We start from the raw sequence: 25,992 nt of genomic DNA, 5'->3' as shown, positions 1-25,992 counted from the left end.
GACCGGCGGCAAGCACCACGATGGTCCCGCCTCACGACCCGAGAGATACGCAATGACCTACGAGATGTATCCAGCGCTGATCGCCCTTGCCATCGGCACCTTGTTCACCCCGGGGCCGAACAACGTGATGCTAGCGGCGTCGGGCGCGAATTTCGGCGTGAGGCGGACGGTGCCGCATCTTCTGGGCGTCGCGACGGGCTTTCCGCTGATGCTCCTCATCGTTGGGCTGATACTCGGCGAACTGTTTCAGGCAAGCGCGCTCTTGCGCGAGACATTGCGTTGGGGCGGCGCAGCGCTGTTGCTGTGGATTGCTTGGAGAATCGCCAGCGCAGGCGGGATAGGGTCGAAGAGTGGCCGGGTTCGCCCGATGAGCTTCATGCAGGCCGTGGGATTTCAGTGGATAAATCCCAAGGCCTGGTCGATGGCGATCGCCGCCACTTCTCAGTTCATCCTGCCTTCCGCGCCACTGGTCACGGCAGCCATCGTAGCTGCTACCTTCCTGACGCTTGGCCTTGGTTCCGCGACCACCTGGACCTGCGCGGGGCAAGCGATTGCGCGTTGGCTGACGACCGCACGGCGGCTTCGATTCTTCAACATCGCGATGGCGGCGCTGATCGTCCTGAGCGTACTCGAACTGCTCAGACACTGAGTTCACCTTTTCGCCCGGGCACGCTATATCCTGCGGGCAACCCGAAGGGCAGTTTGATGTTCCGGTTCTTCGAGAACCTCGTCGACCCTTACGTCAGCTACGAAGAGAAGGATGCGCCGCCGCGGCGTCTGCTTCCCTTCCTGCTGGACTATGCCCGGCCATTCCGAGCGGTCTTCGCGATCACGGCGGTGATGACGACCGTCGTGGCCGCGATCGAGGTGCTGCTGATTTGGTATGTCGGGCGTTTGGTCGATCTCTTGAGCCAGGGATCGCCCGCCGAGGTGATGCGCGATCACGGGCTCGAACTCGCGCTCGCCGCATTTGCCGTCGTGATTCTGCGTCCAATTCTTTCCGGGATCGACGTCGCGCTTCTGCACAACACGATCCTGCCTAATTTCGGCACGCTCATCCGTTGGCGGTCGCACCGGCACGTGCTGCGCCAGCCGGTCGGCTGGTTCGAGAACGACTTCGCAGGCCGAATCGCCAACCGCATCATGCAAACGCCGCCCGCCGCCGGCGACGCCGTCTTCCAAACTTTCGATGCGGTGGCATTCGCGGTCTCGACGCTTGTCGGCTCGGTGGCGCTTTTGTCCTTCGCCGATCCGCGTCTGGTTGCGCCGCTGCTCATCTGGATCATTGCCTATGCAGCACTTCTGCGGTGGACGGTGAAGCGCGTCGGCCCGGCCTCTGCCGCAGCCTCGGACGCCCGCTCCGCGGTCACGGGGCGCGTCGTCGACAGCTACACGAATATCCATTCGGTCAAGATGTTCGCACATCACGATCGCGAAGTCGCCTATGCGGCCGAGGCGATCGAGACCGCGCGGGAGAAATTCCAGGCCGAGATGCGGCTGATCACCCGCATGGATATCGCGCTGACGGTAGTGAACGGATTCCTTATCGTCGGCGTCACCGGGCTGGCGCTGAAGCTCTGGTATGACGGCGAGGCGACGATTGGACTCGTCGCCGCCGCAACGGCGCTGGTTCTGCGCCTCAACAACATGACCTACTGGATCATGTGGGCGACGTCGAACCTCGTGCAGGCGCTGGGCATCGTGACCGAGGGGATGGAGACGATCGCCCAGCCCATTGGGCTCGTCGACCAGACGAATGCCAAGCCGCTCACTTTCCGTTCGGGACGGATCGAGATCCAGGGACTCAGCCATCACTACGGACGCGGTTTCGGCGGGCTCGACCGGGTCGACCTGGCGATCGACCCGGGCGAGAAAATCGGCCTCGTCGGCCGGTCGGGTTCGGGCAAATCGACGCTGGTGAAGCTGCTTTTGAGATTCTACGACGCCGAGGCGGGGCAGATCCTGATCGATGGTCAGGACATCGCGCATGTCACGCAAGACAGCCTGCGGCGCCACATCGGGATGGTGCAGCAGGACAGCTCCCTCTTGCATCGCTCGGTGCGTGATAACATCCTCTACGGCCGCCCCGGCGCGAGCGAGGCCGAGATGATCGAGGCCGCGAAGCGGGCGGAGGCGCATGACTTCATCGTCGATCTCGCCGATCCGGAGGGTCGGCGGGGCTACGACGCGCAGGTGGGCGAGCGCGGCGTGAAGCTGTCAGGGGGGCAACGGCAGCGTGTGGCGTTGGCGCGCGTGATCCTGAAGGACGCGCCCATCCTCGTGCTGGACGAGGCCACATCGGCGCTCGACAGCGAGGTCGAGGCGACAATTCAGGCAACACTTTACGGCGTGATGGAGGGCAAGACCGTCATCGCCATTGCCCACCGGCTTTCGACCATCGCGAGAATGGACCGGATAGTCGTCCTTGACGACGGCCGGATCGCCGAGGAGGGAAGCCATGTCGAGCTGCTGGCGAGGAATGGGCTTTACGCGCGCTTCTGGAACCGGCAATCAGGTGGCTTCATCGGCACCGAGGATGCGGAGGCAGCGGAATGAAGCCCGGCGATCTGATCGACGCTTTCCGGCCCGCTGAAGGCCCGCCACCGCGCACGCTCGGCGCGTTCATGCTGTGGTGTCTGTCTGGCGCCTGGGGGCCATTGGGTCTTGCCGCCGCGCTCTCCGCCACCGCAGGCACGATGGAGGTCGTCACAGCCTGGATTCTCGGACGCATCGTGGACATCGCCACCGTGGCCGATCCTCTGACGGTCTTTGCGACCGAATGGCCGATCTTGCTATTTTTCGCCTTCTTCCTCGTTGTGCTGCGCCCGCTTGCGTTCGGCCTAAGCGCCGCCTCAAACTCCGTCGTCGTGCAGCCGAACGTGCTGCCGCTCGTCCTGTCGCGGCTGCACCGCTGGACAATGGGTCAGGCGGTGACATTCTTCGACAACGATTTCGCCGGCCGGATCGCGCAGAAGCAGATGCAGGCCGCCCGCGCAGTCACGGATGTCGCGAGCGAGACGATCAACACGATCTGCTTCGCGCTGGCCTCGCTGGTCGGCTCGGTGTTGTTCCTCCTGACAATCGACCTCTGGATGGGCGTCGCGCTCGGCGTTTGGATAATAGTCTATCTCGCCTTGATTCGTGCGTTTCTTCCGCGGGTTCGCGGAAAGTCAGCCGCGCGGGCCGGCGCGCGCGCGATGGTCACCGGCCAGGTCGTCGACACGATCACCAACATCAAGACTGTCAAACTCTTCGCCCATGCCGAACATGAGGATCGGGCGGCGCTGCGCGCGATGGCGGGCTTTCGCGAACGTGCGCTCGATTTCGGGGTCCTGTCCGCCTGGTTCCGGCTCGCGCTGATGACGGTTGCGGGACTTCTGCCGGTGATCCTCGTTGGCGGAGCATTATGGCTCTGGACTCGCGGCATCGCCTCTGCGGGCGACATTGCCGCGGCGGGCACGGTCTCGATCCGAATCGCGCAGATGACCGGCTGGGTCAGCTTCACTCTGATGTCGATTTACGCATCGATCGGCGAGGTCGAGGATGGCATCCGCACACTCACGCCGCCCCACACCCTGACCGACGCCCCCGGCGCGACCCGATTGGCAAGAATATCAGGCGAGATCCGGTTCGAAAATGTCAGCTTCGCCTACGGCCGCGAACAGGGTGGGCTCGATGGCGTCACGCTGACCGTCCACCCGGGCGAGAAGCTGGGGATTGTCGGCGCCTCGGGCGCAGGCAAATCGACCTTCGTGGCGCTCCTTCTACGGCTCTACGACGCCGAGGAAGGCCGAATTCTCGTGGACGGGCGTGATGTGTCCACCGTGACACAGGAGAGCCTGCGCCGCCAGATCGCGATGGTCACGCAGGAAACGGCGATGTTCAATCGCTCTGCGCGCGACAACATCCTCTACGGGCGCCCCGACGCCACGGAAGAAGAGATGATCGCTGCCGCCCGCGCCGCCGAGGCCGACGAATTCATTCACGAACTGGAAGATCACAAGGGTCGTAAGGGATACGACGCCCATCTTGGCGAACGGGGCGTGAAGCTTTCCGGTGGCCAACGACAGCGCATTGCTCTCGCGCGGGCCTTCATCAAGGACGCGCCGATCCTCGTCCTTGATGAGGCGACCTCCGCGCTCGACAGCGAAGTCGAGGCGCAGGTGCAGGCTGCGCTGCACCGCGTGATGCAGGGCAAGACAGTGCTGGCCATCGCGCACCGGCTGTCGACGATCGCCGAGATGGACCGGATCGTGGTGCTGGATCAGGGCCGGATCGTCGAAGAAGGCTCGCATGCCGAGCTTCTCGCGCGCGGTGGCCTGTACGCGCGGTACTGGGACCGGCAGTCTGGCGGCTTCATTTGCGTCGAGGAGGCGGCTGAGTGAGGCTGACGGTCGAGCGGCTCGGCCATCTTGGCGACGGGATCGCGCCTGGTCCGGTCTATGTGCCGATGTCCCTGCCGGGCGAAGAGGTCGAGGGCGAGATCGTCGGAGGACGGATGGTCGCGCCGCGCATCGTCACCCCCTCGCGCGACCGCGTCGCGCCTGCCTGCCCGCACTACAAGGTCTGCGGCGGGTGCAGCCTGATGCACGCGTCAGATGCCTTTGTGGCGGAATGGAAGGCGGACGTCGTGCGCAACGCGCTTCAGGCCCATGGGCTGAGCGCGCCGCTTCGGCCTGTGGTCACTTCGCGCCCGGGATCGAGGCGACGGGCAACTCTGACGGGCCGGCGCACGAAGAAGGGTGCGCTGGTCGGGTTTCACGGAAAGGCCTCCGAGACGATCGTCGAGATCCCGAATTGTCGCCTGTTGCATCCCCGACTGATGGCGACCCTGTCGCACCTGGCCGAGCTGGTACGCCTTGGCGCCTCGCGAAAGGGCGTGCTGTCGATGACGCTGACGCTGACCGACGACGGGGTCGATCTGGCGGTGACGGGCGGAAGAACGACTGATCGGGACTTACTCACGAAACTCGTCGCCTTCGCCGGGCGCGCCGGGGTCGCGCGCCTGAGCTGGGACGGCGACGTGGTTGTTACGGCGGCTCCCATGCGCGTGCAATTTGGCGTTGCTGCTGTGAGGATTCCGCCCGGGGCGTTTCTTCAGGCGACCGCCGACGGAGAGGTGGCGCTGGTGCGCGGCGTCTCCGAGGCGGTATCGGGCGCGCGGCAGATCGCGGACCTATTCGCAGGTGCCGGCACATTCACCCTGCCGCTCGCGCGGCACGCCGTGCTTCACGCGGTCGAAGGCGACAGCGCCATGCTTGATGCGCTCGGAGCCGCCTGGCGGATGGCCGAGGATCTGCACGGCGTCACGACCGAGGCGCGGGATCTCTTCCGTCGACCGCTGATGCCGGACGAGCTGCGGCGATTCGACGCCGTTGTCTTCGACCCGCCACGTGCGGGCGCAGAGGCGCAATCGCGAGAGCTTGCGACAAGCGCGGTTCCGGTTGTCGCCGCTGTGTCCTGCAATCCCGTCTCCTTCGCGCGCGACGCCCGAATTTTGGCCAACGGCGGATACGCCATCGACTGGATTCAGGTCGTCGACCAGTTCCGCTGGTCGCCCCACGTCGAACTCGTCGCCCGCCTCAGCCGGCCAGCACGCCGACGAACGATTTCGTGAGCGGATTCTTGCCAGCTTCCTGAAGATAGTGCATCCATGTAGAAACAAGAAGAACGAGGGCAGTCGAGCAGCAAGACAATGTGGAAACGCAGAGCATTCATGGCAGCCGCGCTCGCAGCGCTTGGCGGCTGCGGATCGAAGTTTCGAAAGTATAGTGGGCCAGAGGTGACGCGGATCGTCGTCTTCAAGGGCGAACGAAAAATGCACCTGGTGAATGGGATCAAGGCGCTCAAGACGTACAAGATCGGTCTGGGCGGCAACCCGATCGGTCACAAGCAGTACGAGGGTGACCAGAAGACTCCCGAAGGGATCTATCTGGTCGACCGGCGCAACCCAGACAGCACGTATCACCTGTCGCTCGGCATCTCTTATCCCAACGAACGGGACATCGCCGAGGCGGAGGCGCTGGGCAAGGAACCGGGCGGCGACATTTTCATCCACGGCCGCGCGCGCAAGAATCGCGGACGCGGCAACGACTGGACCGCGGGATGCATCGCGGTGAAGGACCGCGAGATGGAAGAGATCTATTCCATGGTTCGGCTCGGGACCGAGATCGTCATCGTGCCCTGACTGTTGGGTTGGGCTGATTTTCTGTCTAAATCAGATAGTTAACCGCCAGTCACCAGCGCCCACCAGAGCTTTCCGTTCGGTTCCTGATACCAGGCAAAACCGACGTCGCGCGCTGCCGGATCCATGATCACGGCGCGGGTGTCGGGCAGTTCCATCCAAGCCGAAAGCGTCTCCAGTTCGGTCTCGAACGTCTCCGAGATGTTTTCGCCCAGCATCCGGCCCGGATAGCCGGTGCGCTGGACGCGCTCAAGCGGCGAAGAGCCGTCGGAGCCGAAGTGCCATGGCCGGTTCTGCACCGCCATGTCGCGCGCGTGCGTCTTGGCGGCCGCGGTCAGAAGCGGATTCGGCGTGACCGGCTGCGCACCGGCGGCTTGGCGCAGTGTGTTGATCGAATCGACCATCGAATAGATGACGCGCCCTTCATCGGCCGGCTTGATCATGTAGGCCCTCGGAAGCGGCTTCCCGTCAGGTCCAAGCTGCGGCGCCGTCGTCTCGCACGCTGCGAGTGTGAGAACGGCAAACAGGCAAAGGCCGAGCAGTCGTATCATGCGATGGTTTCCTTGGTTGTACAGTGCCGTCCTTTAGCGGTTCCGACGGCGCTGTTCAAACGGCAACTTGTGGCCAAACGTTGCCGACTATGACAACAGCGTGAGTTGAGAATGGCCACAACGCGGAATATTGTCCGCGCGAAACCCGGCGCGCGATTCCGCGTCAAGCAAACACGAGGCGATCCGAGGATGAGCACTGACTTTGCCCCCAAGTTCAACCGTCGCGGCATGCTGCGGGCCACGGCCGCATTCGGGGCCACGCTGGCGGCACCTGCCCTGGCCCAGACGGGCTCTGATACGGTCGAATTCGAGCAGGACCTGAACTCCAACATCCGCCGCAATATCTCCAGCTTCCGGTCGCTGGACTGGCAGCCCTATTTCACCTCGACCAAGAACGGCGCGATCCTCGTCGACATCACCTCGCGGGCGCTGCACTATTGGTCGGAGGATCAGACCATCTACCGCCTGTTCCCGACGAGCGTCCCCTTGACAGAAGACCTGACGCGGCGCGGCCGGACCGAGGTCGTTCGCAAGGTCGTGGGCCCCGATTGGCGTCCGACACCTGCGATGCAGGAACGCAACCCCGAATGGCCGGACTATGTTCCGCCCGGACCGAACAATCCGCTCGGCACCCATGCGCTCTACCTGTCGTGGCAGTACTACCGCATTCACGGAACGCACGACACGCGCAAGATCGGCCGGCGGTCATCCAACGGATGCATCGGGCTTTATAACGAGCACATTGCCGAACTCTTCAGCTATGCCAACACGGGCACGCAGGTTCTTCTGATCTGAGCAGATCGGGCCGGCCATCCGCGGTTGCGGGCGGCTATCCGACCCAGCCCGCGAGATTGGTTTCGATCACAGCCATCAGCGCCGCGATATGCGCGTCGTCGTCATTGAGGCACGGGACATAGGTGAAGCGTTCGCCGCCCGCGTGTTCGAAGGCTTCACGAATCTCACCTTTAATCTCTTCCAGCGTCTCGATGCAGTCGGCGGCGAAGGCCGGTGAGATCACGGCAACCCGCTTCTTGCCCGCCTTCGCAAGCTCGGCCACATGTTCGACCGTGTAGGGCCTGAGCCACTCCTCCCGTCCGAAGACCGACTGGAACGTCGTTTCAATGCTGCCCTGTTCCCAGCCGAGCCGCTCGCGCAAGAGCCTGGACGTCTTCTGGCACTGACAATGATAGGGGTCGCCTTCCATCAGGTACCGCTTCGGCATTCCGTGATAGGAAGCGACGAGAACGTCGGGGCGGTGATCCAGCTTGGAATAGACACGTTCCACCGATTGGGCGAGCGCATTGATATAGAGCGGGTGGTCGAAGTATTCAGGCGCCACACGTGCGGCAGGTTGACGCTTTTCCTTCATCAGAGCACGAAAGAACTGATCGTTCGCTGTGGCAGAGGTCGCGCCCGCATATTGGGGGTAAAGCGGCAGGAACAGGATGCGCTCGCACCCCTCCGCGACCATGCGCCTGACGACGCTTTCGGTCGAAGGATTTCCGTAGCGCATACAGAACTCGACCATGACATCCGTACCGTACCGGTCCCGCGCCGCGCCGCGCAGCTTATCGGTTTGCGCCTTGGTGATGGTCATGAGGGGGCTTTCGCTCTTCTCGTGGTTCCAGATCGACTTGTAGTTCGCGCCCGACGTGAACGGACGCTTCGACAGGATGATGAGCTGGAGAAGCGGCTGCCACTTCCACGCGGGATAGTCGATGACGCGCCTGTCCGACAGGAATTCGTTCAGATAGCGCCGCATCTGCCAATAGCCGTAGCCGTCCGGCGTTCCGAGATTGGCGACCAGAATGCCGATTCGGGGCCGGGCGACGGGCGGATGGTCTGCCGGCGCATGGGCAAGGCGACCCAGGCCCGGCGTGTCGGTCGATACGTGCATGCGATTCCTTCCTGTCAGACACCCGAGGTAACTCGAAATCGGCGCGCGTCAATCCTTGGCGGATGTGTCGGTGTTTCGCAGCGGTTGCTCGCGAGTGTCGAGCGCATCGGCAAGCCGCGTCGCGGCCGAACCGGGACGAAGCGGTTTCTGCTGGCTCGGGTCCGGCGCCCAGCCCGTGAGGAAAATAGTCTCAAACGTTGCGGCGACGCGGTCGTCGGGCGCAGGGTAACTCGCGGCATAGATCCGCGCCGCTTCGGGAAACAGATCGCGTGGCGTGGCGCGGCGGCTTCGCTGGAACAGCGCATTGCCCTCGCCCATCGCCCGCAGATCGGCGATCAGGTGGAACGCCGTGAGGTAAGTCACGGTCCGGCGCACGGAGTCTGCGACCGGAAGCGCGAAACCTGCGCGCTGAAGTAGCGCGCCAAGATCGCGGATCTCAGCCATCGGCAGGACGCGCGGCGACAGGCCCCCGGTAAGCCGGCTCTCTGCTTCAGCCACGGCGGCGCGAAGCTCCATCAGCGTCTGACCACCGAAAAGCGCGGCTATGAATAGCCCGTCGGGCCTCAGCGCCCGGCGGCATTGGACGAGCTGTCCCACCGGATCGTTCGCCCAGTGGAGCGACAGTGCGTGAATGACGAGGTCATGCGCTTCAGGCTCCAGGGCCAGCGTCTCGGCGTCCTCAACAATCCTCGCGCCGGGCTGGAGGGATGCCCAGGGACGCGGAAAACCGGTGACGATCGCCGGCACGGTAAACGTTTTGTTAACCTCGCTCAGTCTCTCCTTGATCTCGGCCGCGACGATGTCGTGCAGAAAGGTCTCCGCCCCTTGTTTCAATGCGCGGGACCGGTTGCGCGACAGGGCGGCCCGGTCGGTGAGAAGCGGCGGTGCGTTCATGAGCGGCGAAACTAGAAGCGTTCGGACAGGAATGCAAAGCGCGCTCAGCCTGCTCTTTCCGCCGCAATGCATCCAGTGCGGAGAGCCGGTGCTCAGCGATTTCGGCCTCTGCGGTGCCTGCTGGCGCGAAACTCCGTTCATCTCCGGCCTTGTCTGCGACAAATGCGGCGTGCCGCTACCGGGCGAGGACGATGGGCGGCGCGAGCACTGCGACGACTGCCTGACAATCGCGCGGCCTTGGGACCGCGGCCGCGCGGCGATGGTCTACAGGGACAACGCGTGTAAGCTTGTTCTCGCGCTGAAGCATGGCGACCGGCTCGACCTGTCGCGGCCCGCGGCAGATTGGCTGACCCGGGCCGGGCGGTCGATCATTTCACCCGACATGCTGGTCGCGCCAGTGCCGCTGCACTGGGCGCGACTGTTCCGGCGCCGGTTCAACCAGGCCGCACTTCTGTCGCGAGCTCTCGCACGGCTGGCTGGGCTGGATCACTGTCCGGACCTCCTCGTACGCAGCCGGAACACGCACAGCCAGGACGATCGCACCCGCGACGCGCGCTTCGCCAACCTGTCGGGCGCGATTCGGGCGCATCCGCGACGCGCGGCGAAGATCCGCGGCCGCGACGTGCTGGTCATCGATGACGTGATGACCTCCGGCGCGACGCTAGCTGCGGCGGCCGATAGCTGTCGGGCGGCCGGGGCTGCGTCCGTTTCGGTCCTCGTGCTGGCGCGCGTTGCTAAGGATGCCTAAATCCCTATAGTCGCCCCGACTTCCGGATCTGGACCCATGCCGCGCATCGAGATCTTCACCACGCCCTGGTGCCCATATTGCGTTGCCGCAAAACGGCTTTTGGAGCGCAAGGGCGCGTCCTACGAAGAAACCGACGTCTCGGGTGATATTCGGCTGCGTCAAGAAATGACGCAGCGCGCGATGGGGCGGCGGACCGTGCCGCAAATCTTCATCGACAACCGCCATATCGGCGGTGCGGACGAACTGCACACGCTCGACCGCATGGGCAAACTCGATCCTCTGATCGCGAGGTGAGAGATGAAATGCGGCCTCCTCCAGCTTTCGGTGACTGACGATCCTGAGACGAACCTGCCGGTGACGCGATCGCTGCTCCGCGAGGCTGCCGCGACGGGCGCTGGTCTTGTCCTGACACCGGAGGTGACGAACTGCCTGTCGTCCGACCGTGCGCACCAGAATGCCGTGTTGAGGCACGAGGAAGACGACCCGACGCTCGCTGCGTTGCGCGCCGACGCCGATGCCTTGGGAATCTGGCTTCTGATCGGGTCGCTCGCGCTCAAGACCGACGATCCCGACGGGCGCTTCGCGAACCGTTCCTTCTTGCTCGGGCCGGATGGTGCGATCGTTGCGCGCTACGATAAGATCCACATGTTCGACGTGGAGGTGTCCGAGACCGAACGGTACCGGGAATCCGCAGGCTACCGGCCGGGGACGCAGGCGGTCGTGGCCGACACGCCCTTCGCGCGTATCGGTCTCACGGTCTGCTACGATCTCCGCTTTCCCTATCTCTACCGTCAGCTTGCAAAGGCAGGCGCGGAGGTGCTGACGGTACCATCGGCGTTTAACGACACAACCGGCGCGGCCCATTGGGAGATCCTGCTGCGCGCCCGTGCGATCGAGAACGGCGCCTATGTGCTTGCCCCCGCCCAGACGGGTACGCATGCGGCGCATGCCGGACGCCCTCGCCGGAGCTACGGCCATTCCATGATAGTCTCGCCCTGGGGCGAGGTACTGGCCGATGGCGGAATCGAGCCGGGGCTGGTACTGGCGGACCTATCGCTGGATGAGGTCAGCCACGCCCGCGCGCGAATTCCTTCGCTTAGCCACGACCGTTCGATTGGGGGGCCCTAGGCTATGGCTGACCGTAACGATCCTCTCGCTATCTCGCTGTTCTCCGAGGTCTTCATGGCCGATCAGCTGGCCCGCAACCTCGTGTCACGCGCGCTGCCGAAGGGGATGGAGCTCAGCCACTTCTCAGTTCTGAACCACCTCGCCAATGCCAACGAGGAACGTACGCCCGCCCAACTTGCGGACGCCTTCCACGTGACGCGCGGGGCAATGACGAACACGCTGTCAAAGCTCGAATGGGCAGGCCACGTCCATATCCGGCCCGACTGGGACGACGCGCGGCGCAAATTCGTCTCGATCAGCCCGGCCGGGCGCGCGGCCCGCGACGCGGCGCTTTCATCCATCGCACCTCTTATCGGCGATGTCGTCAAATCGATCGGCCCCGACCGGGTCCGTGCAGCGCTGCCAATCCTGCGTGAGCTGCGCGCGCGGCTGGGGCGCGGCTAGCGGGCGGTGGCCGCAATCACATAGTTCACGCTCAGATCTCGGTCAGAGATGGACCACTGCCAGCTTACCGGATTGAAGACGAATCCCTTGCGGTCGACGGGCTCCAACCCGCTGTCGCCTGCCATGCGGCACAACTCGTCCGGCGCGATGAATTTCGACCAGTCGTGCGTTCCCCTGGGAAGCCAGCGCATGATCCATTCCGCACCGACAATCGCCGTCATGAAGCTCTTCGCATTGCGGTTGATGGTCGAGCAGATTATCAGCCCACCCGACTTGAGAAGCGCGCGGCAGGTAGAAAGAAACGCGGCCGGATCGGCGACATGTTCTACGATTTCCATCGCCAGCACGACGTCATACCGTTCGCCGGCAACTTCCAATGCCTCTGCGGTCGCGTGCCGGTAGTCGATTGACAGGCCCTGCTCTTCGGCGTGCAGGCGCGCGACGGGGATGTTGCGCTCGGCCGCGTCCGCGCCCGTGACCTCTGCCCCGAGACGCGCCATCGGCTCCGACAGAAGCCCGCCGCCGCAGCCGATATCGAGGATGCGGAGCCCGGCAAACGGCTTCTCCGACGCGAGATCGCGGCCGAACTCGGCGGCGATCTGGCGCGTGATGTAGTCGAGCCGCACGGGGTTCATCATGTGCAGCGGCTTGAACTTGCCGTGCGGATCCCACCACTCTGCCGCCATCGCCTCGAACTTGGCGACCTCGGCCGGATCGACGCTGTGGGTTTCGGCGTTCATCGGCATGCTCCATTCTGGTCGCCGTGCGCTGTGGCGGCCCGCCTTATTGCGCTATATAGGTAAATCATGGATCGCGTCGCAGGGCAAAAACGCGCAGCCGCATTTCTCTACCCGCAGATCGAGCCATTCGATCAGCGCATGATGGATGTTGGCGACGGACACCGGATTTACATCGAGCAATGCGGCCATCCAACCGGCCTCCCCGTGATCGTCCTGCATGGCGGGCCGGGCGGCGCCTGTTCGCCCGCGATGCGGCGTTACTTCGACCCTTCCGTCTATCGGATCATCCTCTTCGATCAGCGCGGCTGCGGCCGGTCACGGCCCCATGCCAGTGTGGAGGACAATACAACCTGGCACCTCGTCGCTGATATCGAGCGCATCCGAAGATCGCTCGACATCACCAACTGGATCATCTTTGGCGGGAGCTGGGGCGCAACGCTTGCTCTGCTCTACGCGCAGACATATCCGGACCGGGTGCGCCATCTGGTGCTTCGAGGCGTATTCCTCATGACCGAGGGTGAGCTTTGCTGGTTCTACGGTGGCGGGGCCGGCGCGTTCTGGCCGGATCGCTGGACGGAGTTCGTTCGCCCTATCCCGCCCGCAGAGCATGACGACCTTATCAAGGCCTACCACGAGAGGCTGTTCTGCGGCGACCGAGTCGCAGAGACACGCTACGCCCGCAGCTGGGCGGCGTGGGAGAATGCGCTTGCCAGCATCGACGCGGATGGAAGCGCGGGGGACGCACCTGGCGACTACGCCCGCGCCTTCGCGCGGCTGGAGAATCATTACTTTCTGAACCAGGGCTTTCTGGAGGAGGATGGGCAGATCCTGCGCGACCTGCCCAAGCTGCGCGACATTCCGGCCTCGATAGTGCAGGGCCGCTATGACATGATCTGCCCGCCAATCTCGGCCTGGACGCTCGCCCGGAACTGGAAGCTGGCCGAGTTGAAGCTCGTGCCCGCAGCGGGGCATGCCCTGTCGGAGCCGGGCATCAGTTCGGAGCTCGTGACCATCATGGACCGGCTGCGGGGCTAGCGAAAGCAGGAGGCGAGTATGGACGGCGAGGCCAAATTCACCATCGAAGCGCGCACCAACGGGCCCCTGGTCGTGAAGGGTGCGCGGAGCATCAAAGGCGAGGACGGGGTGGAGCTCGAGGCCAAGCGGGTCATGGTGCTCTGCCGGTGCGGTCAAAGTCGGAACAAGCCATTTTGCGACAACAGTCACGAGGAGGTGGGCTTTCGCTCGGAAGACGATGCGACGGCCGCCGGGCGTGACCGGGTGATCGCCTATGAGGGCGCCGAGATGACGGTGACGTACAACCCACGGATTTGCTCTCACGCGGCGGAATGCAGCCGGCTCGCGGGCCATGTGTTCAATTCGAACGAGAAGCCGTGGGTGCAGCCGGACAAGGGCACCCGCGCCGAGCTCGAAACGGTCATCGCAGCCTGTCCCTCTGGCGCCCTCGCCTTCGAGGGGCGAGAGCACCGTCTCCCAGAGGGTCGCGCGGATATCGAGGTCGAACGCAACGGCCCCTACTGGGTTCTCGGCGGGACGATCGACGCAGTGTCGCCGGGTGAAGGGTCGTGTCTCGAGAAGTTCGTGCTGTGCCGTTGCGGTTTGTCGGGCAACAAGCCTTACTGCGACGGAACGCATCGCGACAAGGGCTGGAAGAGCGGCTGAGACACCTTAGCTTCGCAGGCGCTCACGACAGATCACGGGAAGATGTCTTGCGCCAGCGCGCCTGACCCTGTTTCTTCGGACAAAACGGAGCTACGCGATGCTGAGACTTGTGATTGCCTTTCTGTTCCTCACCGGGCCCGCGCTGGCCGCGACCGAGACCGCCGTGGTAGCGGGCGGATGTTTCTGGTGCGTGGAGGCGGATTTCGAAAGCGTGACGGGCGTAAAGGAAGTGGTCTCGGGCTACACGGGTGGGAAGACGAAGAACCCGACCTACAAGCAAGTGACACGTGGCGGGACGGGGCATTACGAGGCGGTCGAGATCCGGTTCGACCCGGCCAAGATCGGCTATGCGAAGATCATGGAGCTGTTCTTCCGGTCGATCGATCCGACGGATGCGGGCGGACAGTTCTGCGACCGGGGCGACAGTTACCGAACCGCGATCTTCGTTCAGAACGCCGCTCAGCGTAAGGCCGCCGAGGCTGCCAAAGCCGAGGCGGAAAAGTCGCTCGGCCGAAACGTGGTCACACCGATCCTTAATGCCGGTCCGTTCTACAAAGCCGAGGCATATCATCAGAACTACTACAGGGGATCCAAGATCATACTGACCCGGCGCGGGCCGAAGTCTCAGTCGGAGGCTTACAAGTTCTACCGCAGTTCCTGCGGTCGCGATCAGAGGGTGCGTCAGCTTTGGGGGAACGCCGCGCCGTTCACGCATTAGGCACCCGGACCGACATCCAACCTATGCAGACACTCGAAGCGGTTCTCGCGCGACGCCTCAGGCATCACGCTCGGAAGCTCCGAACCTCTTCCAGCGTCGGGATTGCGTCTGCCGTGCCGTGGCGCGTGACTTTCAGGCTGGCCGCCGCCCCAGCCAGATCGAGCGCTTCACCCGGTGTCTGCCCCGCGTCGCGTACGGCAGCGAAGTAGCCCGCGAACGTGTCTCCTGCCCCGGTGGTGTCGACCGCCTGCACCTGGATCGGCGGCGCGAATGCGCATGCTCCCTCGCGCGACCGCCACTCTGCGCCTTCGGCGCCGCGCGTGACGACGATTTCCGGCAGATCGAGCATCTCGATGCCAATCCCCATCGCTGCGGAAAGCTGTTCGGCCTCCACGGCGTTCAGGGCAAGAACAGTCACGTTTTCCATAACCGCCCGCACGGCCCCGACATTGAACGGCGCGGCGGAATAGATCACCCGCATCCCCTTTTCGCGCGCCCATGCTGCGGCTTCGGACTGGTACGCGGTTTCATTCTGCAGGAGCAGTGTGTCGGCCGGCCCCGCTTCCGCCAGCGCCATCTCGACGAGCGACAGAGGTAGTTTCCAGTTCGCGCCCGGATAGAGGACGATCGCATTCTCCCCTGCCGGATCGATGTTGATGATCGCATGCCCCGTCGGCGTGTCGAGCCGAGCGACGTGGCGCACGTCCACACCCCAGCCGGCGAGACGGTCCACGGCCCAGCCGCCTTCGGGCCCGACCGCGCCGATGTGGATCACCTTCGCGCCCGCCTTTGCCGCCGCTGCCGACTGGTTCGCGCCCTTGCCGCCGAGCCCGACGCGGTAGTCATGCGCCGCCAGCGTCTCTCCCGGCGCAGGCAGGTGCGGTACGCGGTAGAAATGGTCGATATTGATCGAGCCGAGGTTGAAGATCGTCATCCCTGACCCAGCCGACATGCGGCGATCACCGCCATGTTGACGATGTCGTTCACGTTCGCGCCCATCCCGCAAACCTGGATCGGCTTGTCCACGCCGGTCAGGATCGGCCCGATCACCGTCGCGCCCGCCATTTCCTGAAGAAGTTTTACCGAGATGGACGCAGAATGGCGCGCGGGGACGACAAGCACGTTCGCGGGACCGGTCAGCCGGCAGAACGGATAATGTGCCATCTGCGTCGGGTTCAGCGCTACATCGACCGTCATCTCGCCTTCGTATTCGAAGTTCACGCCGCGCTCGTCGAGCACCCTCGGGGCCTGGTGCATCTTGGTGGCGCGCTCCGAGACCGGGTAGCCGAATGTCGAGAACGACAGGAATGCGACGCGCGGCTCGATACCGAGGCCACGCGCGACGACGACGCCGCGTTCGGCGATATCGGCCAGATCCTCCTCGTCGGGCCATTCATGCACCAGCGTGTCGCCGATGAAGATGATCCGGCCGCGATGGAGGATCGCCGTGATGCCGACCGCGCCGTCCTCGGCCCGCGCGTCGAAGACGTGGTTGATGAGGCCGAGGACATGGGCCGATTTCCGCGTCGCCCCCGTCACCAGCCCGTCGCCGTGGCCATGCGCGAGCATCAGCGCGGAGAAGACATGCCGGTCGCGGGCTGCGAGCCGGTGGACGTCGTGCTGGTCGAAGCCTTCCCGCTGGAGGCGGGCGTAGAGGAAGTCCTTGTAGGTCTGAAGGTGCTTTGTATTGGCCGCGTTCACGACCTCGACTTCGCCGACTGCATCGGCGAGGCCCTCGGCAGTGAGCTTTTCCTTCACGTCCGCCTCACGCCCGACGACCAGCGCCTTGCCGAGACCCGCGCGCTGATAGGCGACGGCGGCGCGCAGGACTCGCGGGTCGTCGCCTTCGGCGAAGATCATCCGGGCCTGCGCGGCGCGGGCGCGAGCATGGATGCCCTGAAGGATCGACGCCGTCGGGTCCATGCGGGATTTCAGGTGAAGCTCGTAGGCCTCCATGTCGATGATCGGCCGGCGGGCGACGCCGGTATCCATCCCGGCCTTGGCGACGGCGGGCGGCACGACATGGATCAGGCGTGGATCGAAGGGCGTCGGGATGATGTAGTCGCGGCCGAAGGCGAGCTTGCGGCCATAGGCCATCGCGACCTCGTCCGGCACGTCCCGGCGCGCCAGCTGGGCGAGCGCCTCGGCGCAGGCGATCTTCATCTCGTCGTTGATCGCGCGGGCATGGATGTCGAGCGCGCCGCGAAAGAGGTAGGGGAAGCCGAGGACGTTGTTGACCTGGTTCGGATAATCCGACCGGCCGGTGGCGACGATCGCGTCCTCGCGCACCTCATGGGCCTCTTCCGGCGTGATCTCCGGGTCGGGGTTGGCCATGGCGAAGATGACGGGGTCCGGCGCCATCGAGGCGACCATGTCCCGCGTCACCGCACCCTTGACCGAGACTCCGAGGAAAATGTCGGCGCCTTTCATCGCTTCTTCCAGCGTCCGCTTGTCGGTCTTGACCGCATGGGCGGACTTCCATTGGTTCATGCCTTCCTTGCGGCCTTCGTAGATCACGCCCTTGGTGTCGCACATGATGCAGTTGTCGTGCCGGGCGCCCATCGCCTTGATGAGTTCGAGGCAGGCAATGCCGGCCGCGCCCGCGCCGTTCAGCACGACCTTGCAGTCCTGTAGTTTCTTGCCGCTCAGTTCCAGCGCGTTGATCAGACCGGCCGCGCAGATCACCGCCGTGCCGTGCTGGTCGTCATGGAAGACCGGGATGTCCATGATTTCCTTGAGCCGGCTCTCGATGATGAAGCATTCCGGCGCCTTGATGTCCTCGAGATTCACGCCGCCGAAGGTCTTTCCCATGAGCCTCACGGCCTGAATGATCTCATCCGGATCTTCGCTGTCGAGCTCGATGTCGACGGCGTTGACGTCGGCGAAGCGCTTGAAGAGCACCGCCTTACCCTCCATCACCGGCTTGGCGGCAAGCGCGCCGAGATTGCCGAGGCCGAGGATCGCCGTGCCGTTTGTGACCACGGCGACCATGTTGCCCTTCGTGGTGTAGTCGTAGGCGGTCTCCGGCGCTTCCGCGATCGCCTGCACGGGGACCGCCACGCCCGGCGAATAGGCGAGTGACAGGTCGCGCTGCGTCGCCATGGGCTTGGTGGCTTGGATTTCGTACTTACCCGGCACCGGACTCAGGTGGTAGGCGAGCGCTTCTTCCGGGGTAACGCGGTTTTTCGAAGGCATTGATGGTTATCCAAATGGGGTTCAGCCGTAATACCGCGCCAAGGCAAGGGCGACAATGCATGGGAATTGCCGCTTTTCCGCGACGGGCCGGTTCGCTAGGGTCGCCACCGTGTCACCGGGAGGCAGGAGTGAACGCGAGCGAGGGCGCAGTGACGCCGATGATGGCGCAGTATCTGGAGATCAAGGGGCGCTATCCGGACGCGCTTCTGTTCTACCGGATGGGCGACTTCTACGAGATGTTCTTCGACGATGCCGAGGCCGCAGCGGCGGCCCTCGACATCGCGCTGACGAAACGCGGCCAGCATCTCGGCCGGGACATCCCGATGTGCGGCGTTCCGGTCCACGCGGCGGAGGGCTACCTCCTGACGCTGATACGCAAGGGCTTTCGCGTAGCGATTGCCGAGCAGATGGAAGACCCCGCCGAAGCGAAGAAGCGCGGGTCGAAATCGGTGGTCGCGCGCGACGTCGTGCGGCTTGTCACGCCCGGAACGCTGACCGAAGATTCACTTCTCGATGCGCGGCGGCACAATTTCCTCGCCGCTTGGGCCGAGGTGCGTGACGACGCGGCGCTCGCCTGGGTCGACATTTCGACGGGCGAGTTCCGCGTCATTGCCTGCCCGACTGCACGGCTCGCGCCAGAGCTTGCGCGGCTTGCCCCAAGCGAACTTGTCGTCAGCGAAGCGAAAGATATAGATTTGGGCGGATTAGTGTCTGAATTCGGCGTGGCGTTGGCACCTCTGTCCCGCGGTTCTTTCGACAGCGCGGGCGCAGAGTCCCGGCTTTGCGGAGTTTTCGGTGTGGCAGCGCTCGACGCGTTCGGGCTGTTCGATCGAGCCGAATTGTCGGCGATGGGGGCGATCGTCGAATATCTCAACCTGACCCAACGCGGGAAGCTGCCGCTATTGCGGCCGCCCGTGAAGGAAGCGCCGGGCGGGACGGTCCAGATCGACGCGGCCACCCGCCGAAATCTCGAGATCACGCAGGCGATGTCCGGCGGACGCGATGGCTCGCTTATCGCCGCAATAGATCGCACCGTGACCGCGGGCGGCGCGCGCCTTCTCGAGCGGCGACTCTCAGCGCCCTCGCGCGAGTTGCCAGAGATCCGGTCGCGGATCGACGCGGTCGGCTTCCTGGTTGGCGAGGTGCGGCTTGCCGATTCCCTGCGCGGTGACCTAAAGCAGGTGCCTGACATGGACCGCGCGCTATCGCGGCTTGCGCTCGATCGCGGCGGGCCGCGCGACATCGCGGCGATCCGCTCGGGTCTCGCAGTAGCGGGCAGGATCGCCGACCGGCTTCCCGGCGATGCACCCGACCGGCTGCGCGAAGCGACAACGGGGCTGCGCGGGCATGAAGACCTCGTGGCTTATCTCGACGCCGCCCTTGTCGCCGATCCTCCGCTTCTTGCTCGCGATGGCGGCTTCATTGCGGCAGGTCACAATGCCGAACTCGACGAAGCGCGTCAGCTTCGTGACGAAGGGCGCGGCGTGATTGCGCGCATGCAGTCGGAGTATGCCGAACAGTCCGGAATCCAGAGCCTCAAGATCAAGCACAACAACGTCCTTGGCTATTTCATCGAAACGACTGCGACGCACGCCGACAAGATGTTGTCGGCGCCGCTTAACGAGACCTTCATTCACCGCCAGACCACCGCCAACCAGGTGCGCTTTTCAACCGTGGCGCTCTCCGAAATGGAAACGAAAATTCTCAACTCGGGAAACCTGGCGCTGGAGATTGAAAAGAGGCTCTATGATGGCCTAAAAACGATGATAATGGATGCGTCCGCGCTCATTACGCAAGCTGCGCACGCACTGTCCGAGATCGATCTGACGGCCGCATTCGCCGATCTCGCGCGAAACGACGACTGGTCCGAACCTCAGGTCGACGACAGCCGCGCCTTCGCTGTCGAGGGCGGCCGCCATCCGGTGGTGGAACGGGCGCTTCGGCGCACAGGCGAGCAGTTCATCGCCAACGACTGCCTTCTGACCGAGGCCGACACCCCGGCGATATGGCTTCTGACCGGGCCCAACATGGCTGGCAAGTCGACCTTCCTCCGCCAGAACGCACTGATTGCGCTTCTCGCGCAGGCCGGGAGCTTCGTGCCGGCCCGCCGCGCGCGGATCGGGCTCGTGAGCCAGATCTTCAGCCGGGTCGGCGCGGCCGATGACCTCGCCCGCGGGCGCTCGACCTTCATGGTCGAGATGGTGGAGACGGCCGCGATTCTCAATCAGGCGGATGACCACGCGCTCGTCATTCTCGACGAGATTGGGCGCGGCACAGCGACGTATGACGGGTTGTCGATAGCTTGGGCGGTTCTCGAACACCTTCACGACGTGAACCGTGCGCGCGCACTGTTCGCCACGCATTACCACGAGATGACGGCGCTTGCCGCGAAGCTTGACAGCGTCGAGAACGCAACCGTCGCGGTCAAGGAATGGGAAGGCGAGGTCATTTTCCTGCACGAAGTCCGCAAAGGTGCGGCCGATCGGTCTTATGGCGTGCAGGTTGCGCGCCTCGCCGGGCTTCCGGCCAAGGTCGTCGAGCGTGCGAAGGTCGTTCTGGAGGCGCTGGAAAAGGGAGAACGCGAGGGCGGTACGCGCAAGCATGCGCTGATCGACGATTTGCCGCTGTTCAACGCGGTACCTGCCGCCGCGCCAGCGCCGCCCAAGGGCCCGTCGAAGCTGGAACAGCGACTCTCAACCCTCCACCCGGACGAAATGACTCCGATGCAGGCGCTGGCCGCGCTCTACGACCTGAAGTCGGAGCTGAAGGAGTGAGCCGCAGGCAACACACCTGCGCCCCTGAATTGTCCGGCTATCTCACTGGGGTGTGGAAGTGCGAAGCCCCCCCCATTCGGACGAATTTCAGGACTTCGGCATCGAAGACACGCCGACCTGAGCGGGGCGAAGCAAGCGTTCGTGCAAGATGAATCCTTCCGTTATCACCTCGATGATATCGCCAGCATTCGAACCAGGCACCGGTGCTTCGAACATCGCCTGATGAAGCTGAGGATCGAACGCATCGCCTACTTGCGGGGCGACCGGCTGAACGCCATGCTTGCCAAGAACCGCAATGAGTTCCTTCATCGTGAGTTCGACACCCTCGACCAACCCCTTTGCGGCTTCGCGCGTTTCCTCCCCTGCGGCATCGAGCGCGCGCTTGAGGTTATCGTATACGGGCAAGAGATCGCGGGCGAGCCTTGAGCCACCGTATTGTTCAGCCTCGCGCCGGTCGCGTTCGCCGCGTTTGCGCGCGTTTTCAGCGTCAGCCAGCGCGCGCATGAACCGGTCGCGCATTTCGTCCCTTTCGGCGCGCAGCGCCTCGAGTTCGTCGGCGAAGGCGTCGGAGTCGAGCAAATCCTCACCGATCGATGCCTGGTCTTCGGCAATCTCGTCTTTCTTCATGTCACTCATAGGTCTTGTCCCTTACGCTCCCCGGACAACAAGCGTCCAACAAGCTGCGCCGTGTAATCCACGATCGGCACGATGCGACCGTAGTTGAGCCGCGTCGGACCGATCACGCCCACGGCGCCGATGATCTTACGGTCAGCGTTCATATAGGGAGAGACCACCAGAGAGGAACCCGAAAGTGAGAATAACTTGTTCTCCGAACCGATAAAAATGCGTACACCGTCACCTTCCTCGGCGAGTTCGAGGAATTCGGCGATATCGCGCTTGCGCTCCAGGTCGTCGAATAGCGATCTGATCCGTTCCAGATCGGCCTCGTCAGCCTGATCGAGAAGATTTGCGCGCCCACGCACGATCAGCCTTTCGTGCGACTCGCCAGAATCGTGCCAGATCGCCAATCCGCTTTCGACAAGTTCGCGGGCGGCGGTATCAAGTTCACGCCGTCGCTGGTCGATCTCACGCTGGATCTGCGCCCGCAGGTCCGACAGGGTCCGCCCCTCTGCGAGCGCGTTCAGGAAATTACCGGCTTCGCGCATCGCACTCGGCGTATGGCCGAGCGGTGGCGAAAACACGCGGTTCTCGACTGTACCATCTGCGAAGACCAGGACGACGAGAGCGCGATCGGGTCCGAGGCTGATGAACTCGATATGTCGGATCGGTGCCTCATGCTTGGGCGTGAGCACGAGGCTCGCGCCGTGCGTGATGCCTGAGAGCGCTTGGCCGACACGGTCGAGCATCGAGGCGACGCCGGGCTCATTGCCCGAAGTCGTCGCGTCGATCGCCTCGCGATCCTCGCTTGCCAGTTGCGAAACCTCCATCAATCCATCAACGAACATCCGAAGCCCGAGTTGGGTCGGAATCCGGCCGGCCGACGTGTGCGGACTGTCGAGGAGACCGAGATGTTCGAGATCCTGCATCACGTTGCGGATCGTCGCGGCCGAGACCTGTTCGCTCATGCTGCGGGTGAGCGTTCGCGATCCGACGGGGTCGCCGGAATCGAGATAGCCCTCGACCACACGCCGGAAGACTTCCCGCGAGCGGTTGTTCATCTCGGTCAAAATCTTCGTGTTTGCACTCATCGCACCGGCAATATGGGACCGTGACAGTTAAAGGGCCAGAGCTTGCAGCGGTCAATCGGGGTTGCGCAGAGCGCTTTGCCGCCTGTATCTGAGCGCGTCAGCGATGAAAGGACGACAAATGCGGCCCTCAGGTCGGAAGCTCGACGAAATGCGCGGCATTTCCATCGAAACGGGCGTGACGAAACATGCCGAGGGGTCCTGCCTGATCCGGTGCGGCGACACGCATGTGCTCTGCACCGCGACCATAGAGGAAAAGGCGCCGCCCTTCCTGAAGGGCAGCGGGCTCGGCTGGGTGACGGCGGAGTACGGGATGCTGCCGCGCGCCACGAACACACGTAACCGGCGCGAGGCTTCGGCGGGCAAGCAGTCGGGAAGAACACAGGAAATTCAAAGACTTATTGGCCGCTCGCTGCGGGCGGGCGTGGACCGTGTCGCGCTGGGCGAACGCCAGATCGTCGTCGACTGCGACGTGCTCCAGGCCGATGGAGGCACGCGTTGCGCCGCCATTACCGGCGGCTGGGTTGCTCTTCGCCTTGCCGTGAACAAGCTGATCAAGGCGGGCGCGGTGACGAGCGACCCGATCACCGACCATGTCGCGGCCGTGTCGTGTGGGATCTATGCCGGTCAGACTGTGCTCGATCTCGACTACGCCGAAGACAGCGAGGCGGGGACGGATGGCAATTTCATACTGACGGGTCGCGGTCGCCTCATCGAGGTGCAGATGTCCGCCGAGGGTTCCACCTTTTCGCGCGACGAAATGGGCCGACTGCTCGATCTTGCCGAGGCGGGCTGCGCCCGGTTGTTCGAGGCTCAGAGGGCAGCAAACTGATGCGGACCTTTGCCGGCAGGGAACTTCTGGTCGCGACCCACAATGCGGGCAAGATGGCCGAGATCTCGGACCTGCTCGCGCCGTTCGGGATTACCTGCATCGGCGCGAAGGACAAGGGGCTCGGCGAGCCTGAGGAGACGGAAACCACCTTCGTCGGAAATGCGCGGATCAAGGCACATGCCGCCGCGAGGGTGACCGACCTACCCGCCCTGGCCGATGACAGCGGGATCGAGGTTGACGGGCTCGGCGGCGCGCCGGGTGTCTACACGGCCGACTGGGCCGAGACGCCAAGCGGCCGCGATTTCGTGCAGGCGATGACGCGGACTTGGGAGGAGCTTGAAAGGGCGGGCGCCCCCTATCCGCGCACCGCGCGATTTCGTGCGACGATGGTCTTGGCTTGGCCGGACGGGCATGATCAGGTATTCGAAGGCAAGATCGACGGTCGGGTGGTCTGGCCGATAAGGGGCAAGCTGGGGCACGGCTATGACCCGATGTTCCAGCCGGACGGTTATGACCAGACCTTTGCCGAGATGGAACCGGAACTGAAGAATCGCATCAGCCACCGGGCCGACGCCTTCCGCAAGCTCGTGGCCTGTTTCGAGAGCGGCCGTGGATGAAGCGGATTTCTACAGGCTCCCCTTTCGAGAAGTCCTTGGGCTACAGCCGCGCGATCGCGAAAGGCGGGTGGTGCTTCGTTTCGGGCGTCACGGGCTATGATTACAACACGATGGAGATGCCCGAAGGGATCGCGGACCAGGCGCGGAATTGTTTCGCCACCATCCGCGCCGTGCTGAGCGAGGCGGGCTTCGCATTGGAGGATGTCGTACGTGTTCAGTACACTGTCGTTGACGGTGTCCTTGTTCAGGAACTCGCGCCCGCGCTCGGCGAGGCCTTCGGCGACATCCGGCCGGCTGCGACGATGGTGATCGCCGGGCTTATCCGGCCGGAGATGCTGGTCGAAATCGAAGTCACGGCATTCAAGGGATAGAGCGTGGAGGATTGGCGGCACGGCGGGTTCGGGCTTTACATGCACTGGCCGTTCTGCGCGTCGAAATGCCCGTATTGCGATTTCAACAGCCACGTCGCGGCTACAATCGACGAGGATCGTTGGCGGCGCGCCTATCTGAGCGAGATCGCGCGGATCGGGGCGGAAACACCGGGCCGCGTCCTGAATACGGTATTCCTTGGCGGCGGAACGCCATCCCTGATGTCGCCGGATCTGGTGGCGACGGTTCTGGAGGCAGTTCGTGCGACCTGGCCGGTCGCGAACGACCTCGAGGTGACGCTCGAAGCCAATCCGGGATCGGTTGAGGCAGGCCGGTTCCAAGGTTATGCCGATGCCGGCGTGAACCGGATCTCGATGGGGCTTCAGGCGCTGAACGATGCCGATCTGCGGCGGCTTGGGCGCTTGCACAGCGTCGCGGAAGCCAAGGCGGCCTTCGACATGGCGCGGCGGGCGTTCGACCGTGTGAGCTTCGATCTGATCTATGCGCGGCAGGACCAGACGCTTGGTGCCTGGGACGCCGAGTTGCGCGAGGCCGCTGCGATGGCGGTCGATCATCTCTCGCTTTACCAGCTTACGATCGAGGACGGGACGGCCTTTGGCGCGCGGCATGCGGCCGGGCGCCTGAATGGATTGCCAGGCGATGACCTGTCGGCAGATATGTATCTGAAAACACAAGATATATTGAACAGGATCGGGCTTCCGGCATACGAGGTTTCCAACCATGCGCAGCCAGGTTGCGAGAGCCGGCACAACCTAATCTACTGGAGATGCGGCGACTATGCCGGGGTTGGACCAGGGGCGCATGGGCGGCTTACTCTTGGCGGCCGGCGGATGGCGACGGCCACGCCGCTGCTACCGTCGGCGTGGTTGAGCCAGGTCGAAACGCAAGGCAGCGGCGAAGGCCCTAGGGAGGCGGTTCCACCGGCCGAGCAGGGCAGCGAGTACCTCATGATGGCGTTGCGTCTGGTCGAAGGGCTTGATCCCGAGCGCTATGCGCAGATGTCCGGTGCCCCCCTGTGCGATGCCAGGCTGGCAGAGATCGAGGACATGGGGTTGATCTGCCGACGTGACGGGCGGCTCAGTGCGACGGCAACGGGGCGCGTCGTACTGAACGCCATCATCAGAGAACTTGCGCCATGATGCGGCCGCTCTGGCTGATGGGTGGTGCCGTGTCACTTGCGCTGGGGACGACCGGGATCTTCTTGCCGCTCCTGCCGACCGTGCCATTCCTGCTGCTCGCCGCCTTCTGTTTCGCACGATCGTCGGAGCGGCTTCACGCATGGCTTCTGTCGCACCGCGTCTTCGGCCCGCCCATCGAGAACTGGCGCGACCGGGGCGCCATCGGACGGCGCGCGAAATGGCTCGCAAGCCTGTCCATTCTTGCGGCGTTCGCGCTGTCGGTCTTACTGAGCGTACCACCTGTCATCCTTGCAATTCAGGCGGTGGTGCTTGCATTGGTCGCGCTTTTCATCTGGACGCGCCCGGATGCGTGAAA

27 protein-coding genes are annotated in these 25,992 nt (G+C 64.2%); 19 read left to right on the top strand and 8 right to left on the bottom strand.

Translation table 11 applies throughout. The annotated features are described in order from the left end of the window. The first annotated feature begins 52 nt into the window (after positions 1-52). From DEA8626_RS13045 to DEA8626_RS13025, 5 genes are all read left to right on the top strand, one after another. Complete coding sequence (locus DEA8626_RS13045) at positions 53-649, top strand: LysE family translocator (RefSeq protein WP_181366446.1); 597 nt, start codon at positions 53-55, stop codon at positions 647-649. A gap of 56 nt (positions 650-705) precedes the next feature. Then, entirely contained in the window at positions 706-2,556 is a 1,851-nt protein-coding gene (locus DEA8626_RS13040; RefSeq protein WP_108853676.1) for an ABC transporter ATP-binding protein, read from the top strand. Then, positions 2,553-4,385 carry an ABC transporter ATP-binding protein gene (locus DEA8626_RS13035; RefSeq protein WP_108853675.1) on the top strand — a complete coding sequence of 611 codons (1,833 nt, stop codon included), beginning with the start codon at positions 2,553-2,555 and terminating at the stop codon, positions 4,383-4,385. The genes DEA8626_RS13040 and DEA8626_RS13035 overlap by 4 nt, the downstream gene beginning before the upstream one ends. Further along, complete coding sequence (locus DEA8626_RS13030; protein ID WP_108853674.1) at positions 4,382-5,617, top strand: class I SAM-dependent RNA methyltransferase; 1,236 nt, start codon at positions 4,382-4,384, stop codon at positions 5,615-5,617. The genes DEA8626_RS13035 and DEA8626_RS13030 overlap by 4 nt, the downstream gene beginning before the upstream one ends. A 99-nt stretch (positions 5,618-5,716) precedes the next feature. Further along, positions 5,717-6,187, top strand: coding sequence for a L,D-transpeptidase family protein (locus tag DEA8626_RS13025; protein WP_245890859.1), 471 nt, complete (start codon positions 5,717-5,719; stop codon positions 6,185-6,187). Between the two features lie 38 nt (positions 6,188-6,225). Here the strand turns inward: DEA8626_RS13025 and dalA are convergent, their stop codons facing one another. Then, positions 6,226-6,735, bottom strand: a complete 510-nt coding sequence (gene dalA / locus DEA8626_RS13020; protein WP_108853672.1) for a divisome-associated lipoprotein DalA — start codon at positions 6,733-6,735, stop codon at positions 6,226-6,228. Between the two features lie 189 nt (positions 6,736-6,924). On the opposite strand from dalA, the gene DEA8626_RS13015 reads away from it, so the two are divergent. Then, entirely contained in the window at positions 6,925-7,530 is a 606-nt protein-coding gene (locus tag DEA8626_RS13015) for a L,D-transpeptidase (RefSeq protein WP_108853671.1), read from the top strand. A gap of 34 nt (positions 7,531-7,564) precedes the next feature. Here the strand turns inward: DEA8626_RS13015 and hemH are convergent, their stop codons facing one another. Together hemH and DEA8626_RS13005 are read right to left on the bottom strand one after the other, a co-directional pair. Then, the gene (hemH, locus tag DEA8626_RS13010) at positions 7,565-8,632 is read right to left on the bottom strand and encodes a ferrochelatase (protein WP_108853670.1); all 1,068 of its coding nucleotides are present in this window, start codon (positions 8,630-8,632) and stop codon (positions 7,565-7,567) included. A 48-nt stretch (positions 8,633-8,680) separates the two neighbouring features. Beyond that, positions 8,681-9,526 (bottom strand): methyltransferase domain-containing protein, encoded by an 846-nt coding sequence (locus tag DEA8626_RS13005; protein ID WP_108853669.1) that lies wholly within the window; start codon positions 9,524-9,526, stop codon positions 8,681-8,683. Between DEA8626_RS13005 and DEA8626_RS13000 the strand changes: the two genes are divergently transcribed. From DEA8626_RS13000 to DEA8626_RS12985, 4 genes are read left to right on the top strand one after another with little or no spacing between them, the layout of a single operon-like run. Beyond that, positions 9,525-10,274 carry a ComF family protein gene (locus DEA8626_RS13000; protein ID WP_245890858.1) on the top strand — a complete coding sequence of 250 codons (750 nt, stop codon included), beginning with the start codon at positions 9,525-9,527 and terminating at the stop codon, positions 10,272-10,274. The genes DEA8626_RS13005 and DEA8626_RS13000 overlap by 2 nt on opposite strands. A gap of 36 nt (positions 10,275-10,310) precedes the next feature. Beyond that, a complete protein-coding gene (grxC, locus tag DEA8626_RS12995) occupies positions 10,311-10,568 on the top strand; it encodes a glutaredoxin 3 (protein WP_108853667.1) in 258 nt (85 codons plus the stop codon). Positions 10,569-10,571: 3 nt separating this feature from the next. Continuing rightward, positions 10,572-11,402: a carbon-nitrogen hydrolase family protein gene (locus DEA8626_RS12990; protein WP_108853666.1), complete on the top strand. Its 831-nt coding sequence runs from the start codon at positions 10,572-10,574 to the stop codon at positions 11,400-11,402. A gap of 3 nt (positions 11,403-11,405) precedes the next feature. Beyond that, a complete protein-coding gene (locus DEA8626_RS12985; protein WP_108853665.1) occupies positions 11,406-11,846 on the top strand; it encodes a MarR family winged helix-turn-helix transcriptional regulator in 441 nt (146 codons plus the stop codon). On the opposite strand, the gene ubiG is transcribed toward DEA8626_RS12985, so the two are convergent. Further along, positions 11,843-12,586, bottom strand: coding sequence for a bifunctional 2-polyprenyl-6-hydroxyphenol methylase/3-demethylubiquinol 3-O-methyltransferase UbiG (gene ubiG, locus DEA8626_RS12980; protein ID WP_108853664.1), 744 nt, complete (start codon positions 12,584-12,586; stop codon positions 11,843-11,845). The genes DEA8626_RS12985 and ubiG overlap by 4 nt on opposite strands. Before the next feature lie 66 nt (positions 12,587-12,652). Between ubiG and pip the strand changes: the two genes are divergently transcribed. The 3 genes from pip (at position 12,653) to msrA (ending at position 14,984) form a co-directional block, all read left to right on the top strand. Next, positions 12,653-13,621, top strand: coding sequence for a prolyl aminopeptidase (gene pip, locus DEA8626_RS12975; protein WP_108853663.1), 969 nt, complete (start codon positions 12,653-12,655; stop codon positions 13,619-13,621). Between the two features lie 18 nt (positions 13,622-13,639). After that, on the top strand, positions 13,640-14,266 hold the full coding sequence (locus tag DEA8626_RS12970) for a CDGSH iron-sulfur domain-containing protein (RefSeq protein WP_108853662.1): 627 nt from the start codon (positions 13,640-13,642) through the stop codon (positions 14,264-14,266). 97 nt (positions 14,267-14,363) lie between these two features. Continuing rightward, positions 14,364-14,984: a peptide-methionine (S)-S-oxide reductase MsrA gene (gene msrA / locus DEA8626_RS12965; protein WP_108853661.1), complete on the top strand. Its 621-nt coding sequence runs from the start codon at positions 14,364-14,366 to the stop codon at positions 14,982-14,984. Between the two features lie 64 nt (positions 14,985-15,048). On the opposite strand, the gene DEA8626_RS12960 is transcribed toward msrA, so the two are convergent. Continuing rightward, entirely contained in the window at positions 15,049-15,918 is an 870-nt protein-coding gene (locus DEA8626_RS12960) for a ribokinase (protein ID WP_108853660.1), read from the bottom strand. Beyond that, complete coding sequence (locus DEA8626_RS12955; RefSeq protein WP_108853659.1) at positions 15,915-18,179, bottom strand: NADP-dependent malic enzyme; 2,265 nt, start codon at positions 18,177-18,179, stop codon at positions 15,915-15,917. The genes DEA8626_RS12960 and DEA8626_RS12955 overlap by 4 nt, the downstream gene beginning before the upstream one ends. Positions 18,180-18,337: 158 nt before the next feature. Between DEA8626_RS12955 and mutS the strand changes: the two genes are divergently transcribed. Further along, a complete protein-coding gene (mutS, locus tag DEA8626_RS12950) occupies positions 18,338-20,953 on the top strand; it encodes a DNA mismatch repair protein MutS (RefSeq protein WP_108854048.1) in 2,616 nt (871 codons plus the stop codon). An 87-nt stretch (positions 20,954-21,040) separates the two neighbouring features. On the opposite strand, the gene DEA8626_RS12945 is transcribed toward mutS, so the two are convergent. After that, entirely contained in the window at positions 21,041-21,589 is a 549-nt protein-coding gene (locus DEA8626_RS12945) for a nucleotide exchange factor GrpE (RefSeq protein ID WP_108853658.1), read from the bottom strand. Next, complete coding sequence (gene hrcA, locus DEA8626_RS12940) at positions 21,586-22,662, bottom strand: heat-inducible transcriptional repressor HrcA (protein ID WP_108853657.1); 1,077 nt, start codon at positions 22,660-22,662, stop codon at positions 21,586-21,588. The genes DEA8626_RS12945 and hrcA overlap by 4 nt, the downstream gene beginning before the upstream one ends. A 118-nt stretch (positions 22,663-22,780) precedes the next feature. On the opposite strand from hrcA, the gene rph reads away from it, so the two are divergent. From rph to DEA8626_RS12915, 5 genes are read left to right on the top strand one after another with little or no spacing between them, the layout of a single operon-like run. Beyond that, positions 22,781-23,491 carry a ribonuclease PH gene (gene rph / locus DEA8626_RS12935; protein WP_108853656.1) on the top strand — a complete coding sequence of 237 codons (711 nt, stop codon included), beginning with the start codon at positions 22,781-22,783 and terminating at the stop codon, positions 23,489-23,491. Further along, positions 23,491-24,108, top strand: a complete 618-nt coding sequence (rdgB, locus tag DEA8626_RS12930) for an RdgB/HAM1 family non-canonical purine NTP pyrophosphatase (RefSeq protein ID WP_108853655.1) — start codon at positions 23,491-23,493, stop codon at positions 24,106-24,108. The genes rph and rdgB overlap by 1 nt, the downstream gene beginning before the upstream one ends. Beyond that, positions 24,105-24,479: a RidA family protein gene (locus DEA8626_RS12925; protein WP_108853654.1), complete on the top strand. Its 375-nt coding sequence runs from the start codon at positions 24,105-24,107 to the stop codon at positions 24,477-24,479. Before rdgB ends, DEA8626_RS12925 begins: the two co-directional genes overlap by 4 nt. A gap of 3 nt (positions 24,480-24,482) precedes the next feature. Beyond that, positions 24,483-25,637 (top strand): radical SAM family heme chaperone HemW, encoded by a 1,155-nt coding sequence (hemW, locus tag DEA8626_RS12920; protein WP_108853653.1) that lies wholly within the window; start codon positions 24,483-24,485, stop codon positions 25,635-25,637. Next, positions 25,637-25,990 carry a YbaN family protein gene (locus tag DEA8626_RS12915; protein ID WP_108854047.1) on the top strand — a complete coding sequence of 118 codons (354 nt, stop codon included), beginning with the start codon at positions 25,637-25,639 and terminating at the stop codon, positions 25,988-25,990. Before hemW ends, DEA8626_RS12915 begins: the two co-directional genes overlap by 1 nt. Positions 25,991-25,992: the final 2 nt, after the last annotated feature.

The organism is Defluviimonas aquaemixtae (assembly GCF_900302475.1).
In the GTDB taxonomy this organism is placed as follows: Bacteria; Pseudomonadota; Alphaproteobacteria; order Rhodobacterales; family Rhodobacteraceae; genus Albidovulum; species Albidovulum aquaemixtae.
The sequence above is the reverse complement of the archived record's forward strand: the minus strand, read 5'-3'. Positions and strand labels throughout refer to the sequence as shown.

Bases quoted from the DNA above. Each gene is read 5' to 3' on its own strand.
- DEA8626_RS13045 (WP_181366446.1), top strand. From the start codon at position 53: ATGACCTACGAGATGTATCCAGCGCTGATCGCCCTTGCCATCGGCACC.
- DEA8626_RS12970 (WP_108853662.1), top strand. From the start codon at position 13,640: ATGGACGGCGAGGCCAAATTCACCATCGAAGCGCGCACCAACGGGCCC.
- rph (WP_108853656.1), top strand. From the start codon at position 22,781: ATGCGGCCCTCAGGTCGGAAGCTCGACGAAATGCGCGGCATTTCCATC.
- rdgB (WP_108853655.1), top strand. From the start codon at position 23,491: ATGCGGACCTTTGCCGGCAGGGAACTTCTGGTCGCGACCCACAATGCG.
- DEA8626_RS13025 (WP_245890859.1), top strand. From the start codon at position 5,717: ATGGCAGCCGCGCTCGCAGCGCTTGGCGGCTGCGGATCGAAGTTTCGA.
- DEA8626_RS12960 (WP_108853660.1), bottom strand. From the start codon at position 15,918: ATGACGATCTTCAACCTCGGCTCGATCAATATCGACCATTTCTACCGC.
- ubiG (WP_108853664.1), bottom strand. From the start codon at position 12,586: ATGAACGCCGAAACCCACAGCGTCGATCCGGCCGAGGTCGCCAAGTTC.
- DEA8626_RS13015 (WP_108853671.1), top strand. From the start codon at position 6,925: ATGAGCACTGACTTTGCCCCCAAGTTCAACCGTCGCGGCATGCTGCGG.
- DEA8626_RS13000 (WP_245890858.1), top strand. From the start codon at position 9,525: ATGAGCGGCGAAACTAGAAGCGTTCGGACAGGAATGCAAAGCGCGCTC.
- DEA8626_RS13035 (WP_108853675.1), top strand. From the start codon at position 2,553: ATGAAGCCCGGCGATCTGATCGACGCTTTCCGGCCCGCTGAAGGCCCG.
- dalA (WP_108853672.1), bottom strand. From the start codon at position 6,735: ATGATACGACTGCTCGGCCTTTGCCTGTTTGCCGTTCTCACACTCGCA.
- pip (WP_108853663.1), top strand. From the start codon at position 12,653: ATGGATCGCGTCGCAGGGCAAAAACGCGCAGCCGCATTTCTCTACCCG.
- DEA8626_RS12925 (WP_108853654.1), top strand. From the start codon at position 24,105: ATGAAGCGGATTTCTACAGGCTCCCCTTTCGAGAAGTCCTTGGGCTAC.
- DEA8626_RS12985 (WP_108853665.1), top strand. From the start codon at position 11,406: ATGGCTGACCGTAACGATCCTCTCGCTATCTCGCTGTTCTCCGAGGTC.
- DEA8626_RS12990 (WP_108853666.1), top strand. From the start codon at position 10,572: ATGAAATGCGGCCTCCTCCAGCTTTCGGTGACTGACGATCCTGAGACG.
- DEA8626_RS12955 (WP_108853659.1), bottom strand. From the start codon at position 18,179: ATGCCTTCGAAAAACCGCGTTACCCCGGAAGAAGCGCTCGCCTACCAC.
- DEA8626_RS13040 (WP_108853676.1), top strand. From the start codon at position 706: ATGTTCCGGTTCTTCGAGAACCTCGTCGACCCTTACGTCAGCTACGAA.
- grxC (WP_108853667.1), top strand. From the start codon at position 10,311: ATGCCGCGCATCGAGATCTTCACCACGCCCTGGTGCCCATATTGCGTT.
- mutS (WP_108854048.1), top strand. From the start codon at position 18,338: ATGATGGCGCAGTATCTGGAGATCAAGGGGCGCTATCCGGACGCGCTT.
- msrA (WP_108853661.1), top strand. From the start codon at position 14,364: ATGCTGAGACTTGTGATTGCCTTTCTGTTCCTCACCGGGCCCGCGCTG.
- hrcA (WP_108853657.1), bottom strand. From the start codon at position 22,662: ATGAGTGCAAACACGAAGATTTTGACCGAGATGAACAACCGCTCGCGG.
- DEA8626_RS12915 (WP_108854047.1), top strand. From the start codon at position 25,637: ATGCGGCCGCTCTGGCTGATGGGTGGTGCCGTGTCACTTGCGCTGGGG.
- DEA8626_RS13005 (WP_108853669.1), bottom strand. From the start codon at position 9,526: ATGAACGCACCGCCGCTTCTCACCGACCGGGCCGCCCTGTCGCGCAAC.
- hemH (WP_108853670.1), bottom strand. From the start codon at position 8,632: ATGCACGTATCGACCGACACGCCGGGCCTGGGTCGCCTTGCCCATGCG.
- DEA8626_RS12945 (WP_108853658.1), bottom strand. From the start codon at position 21,589: ATGAGTGACATGAAGAAAGACGAGATTGCCGAAGACCAGGCATCGATC.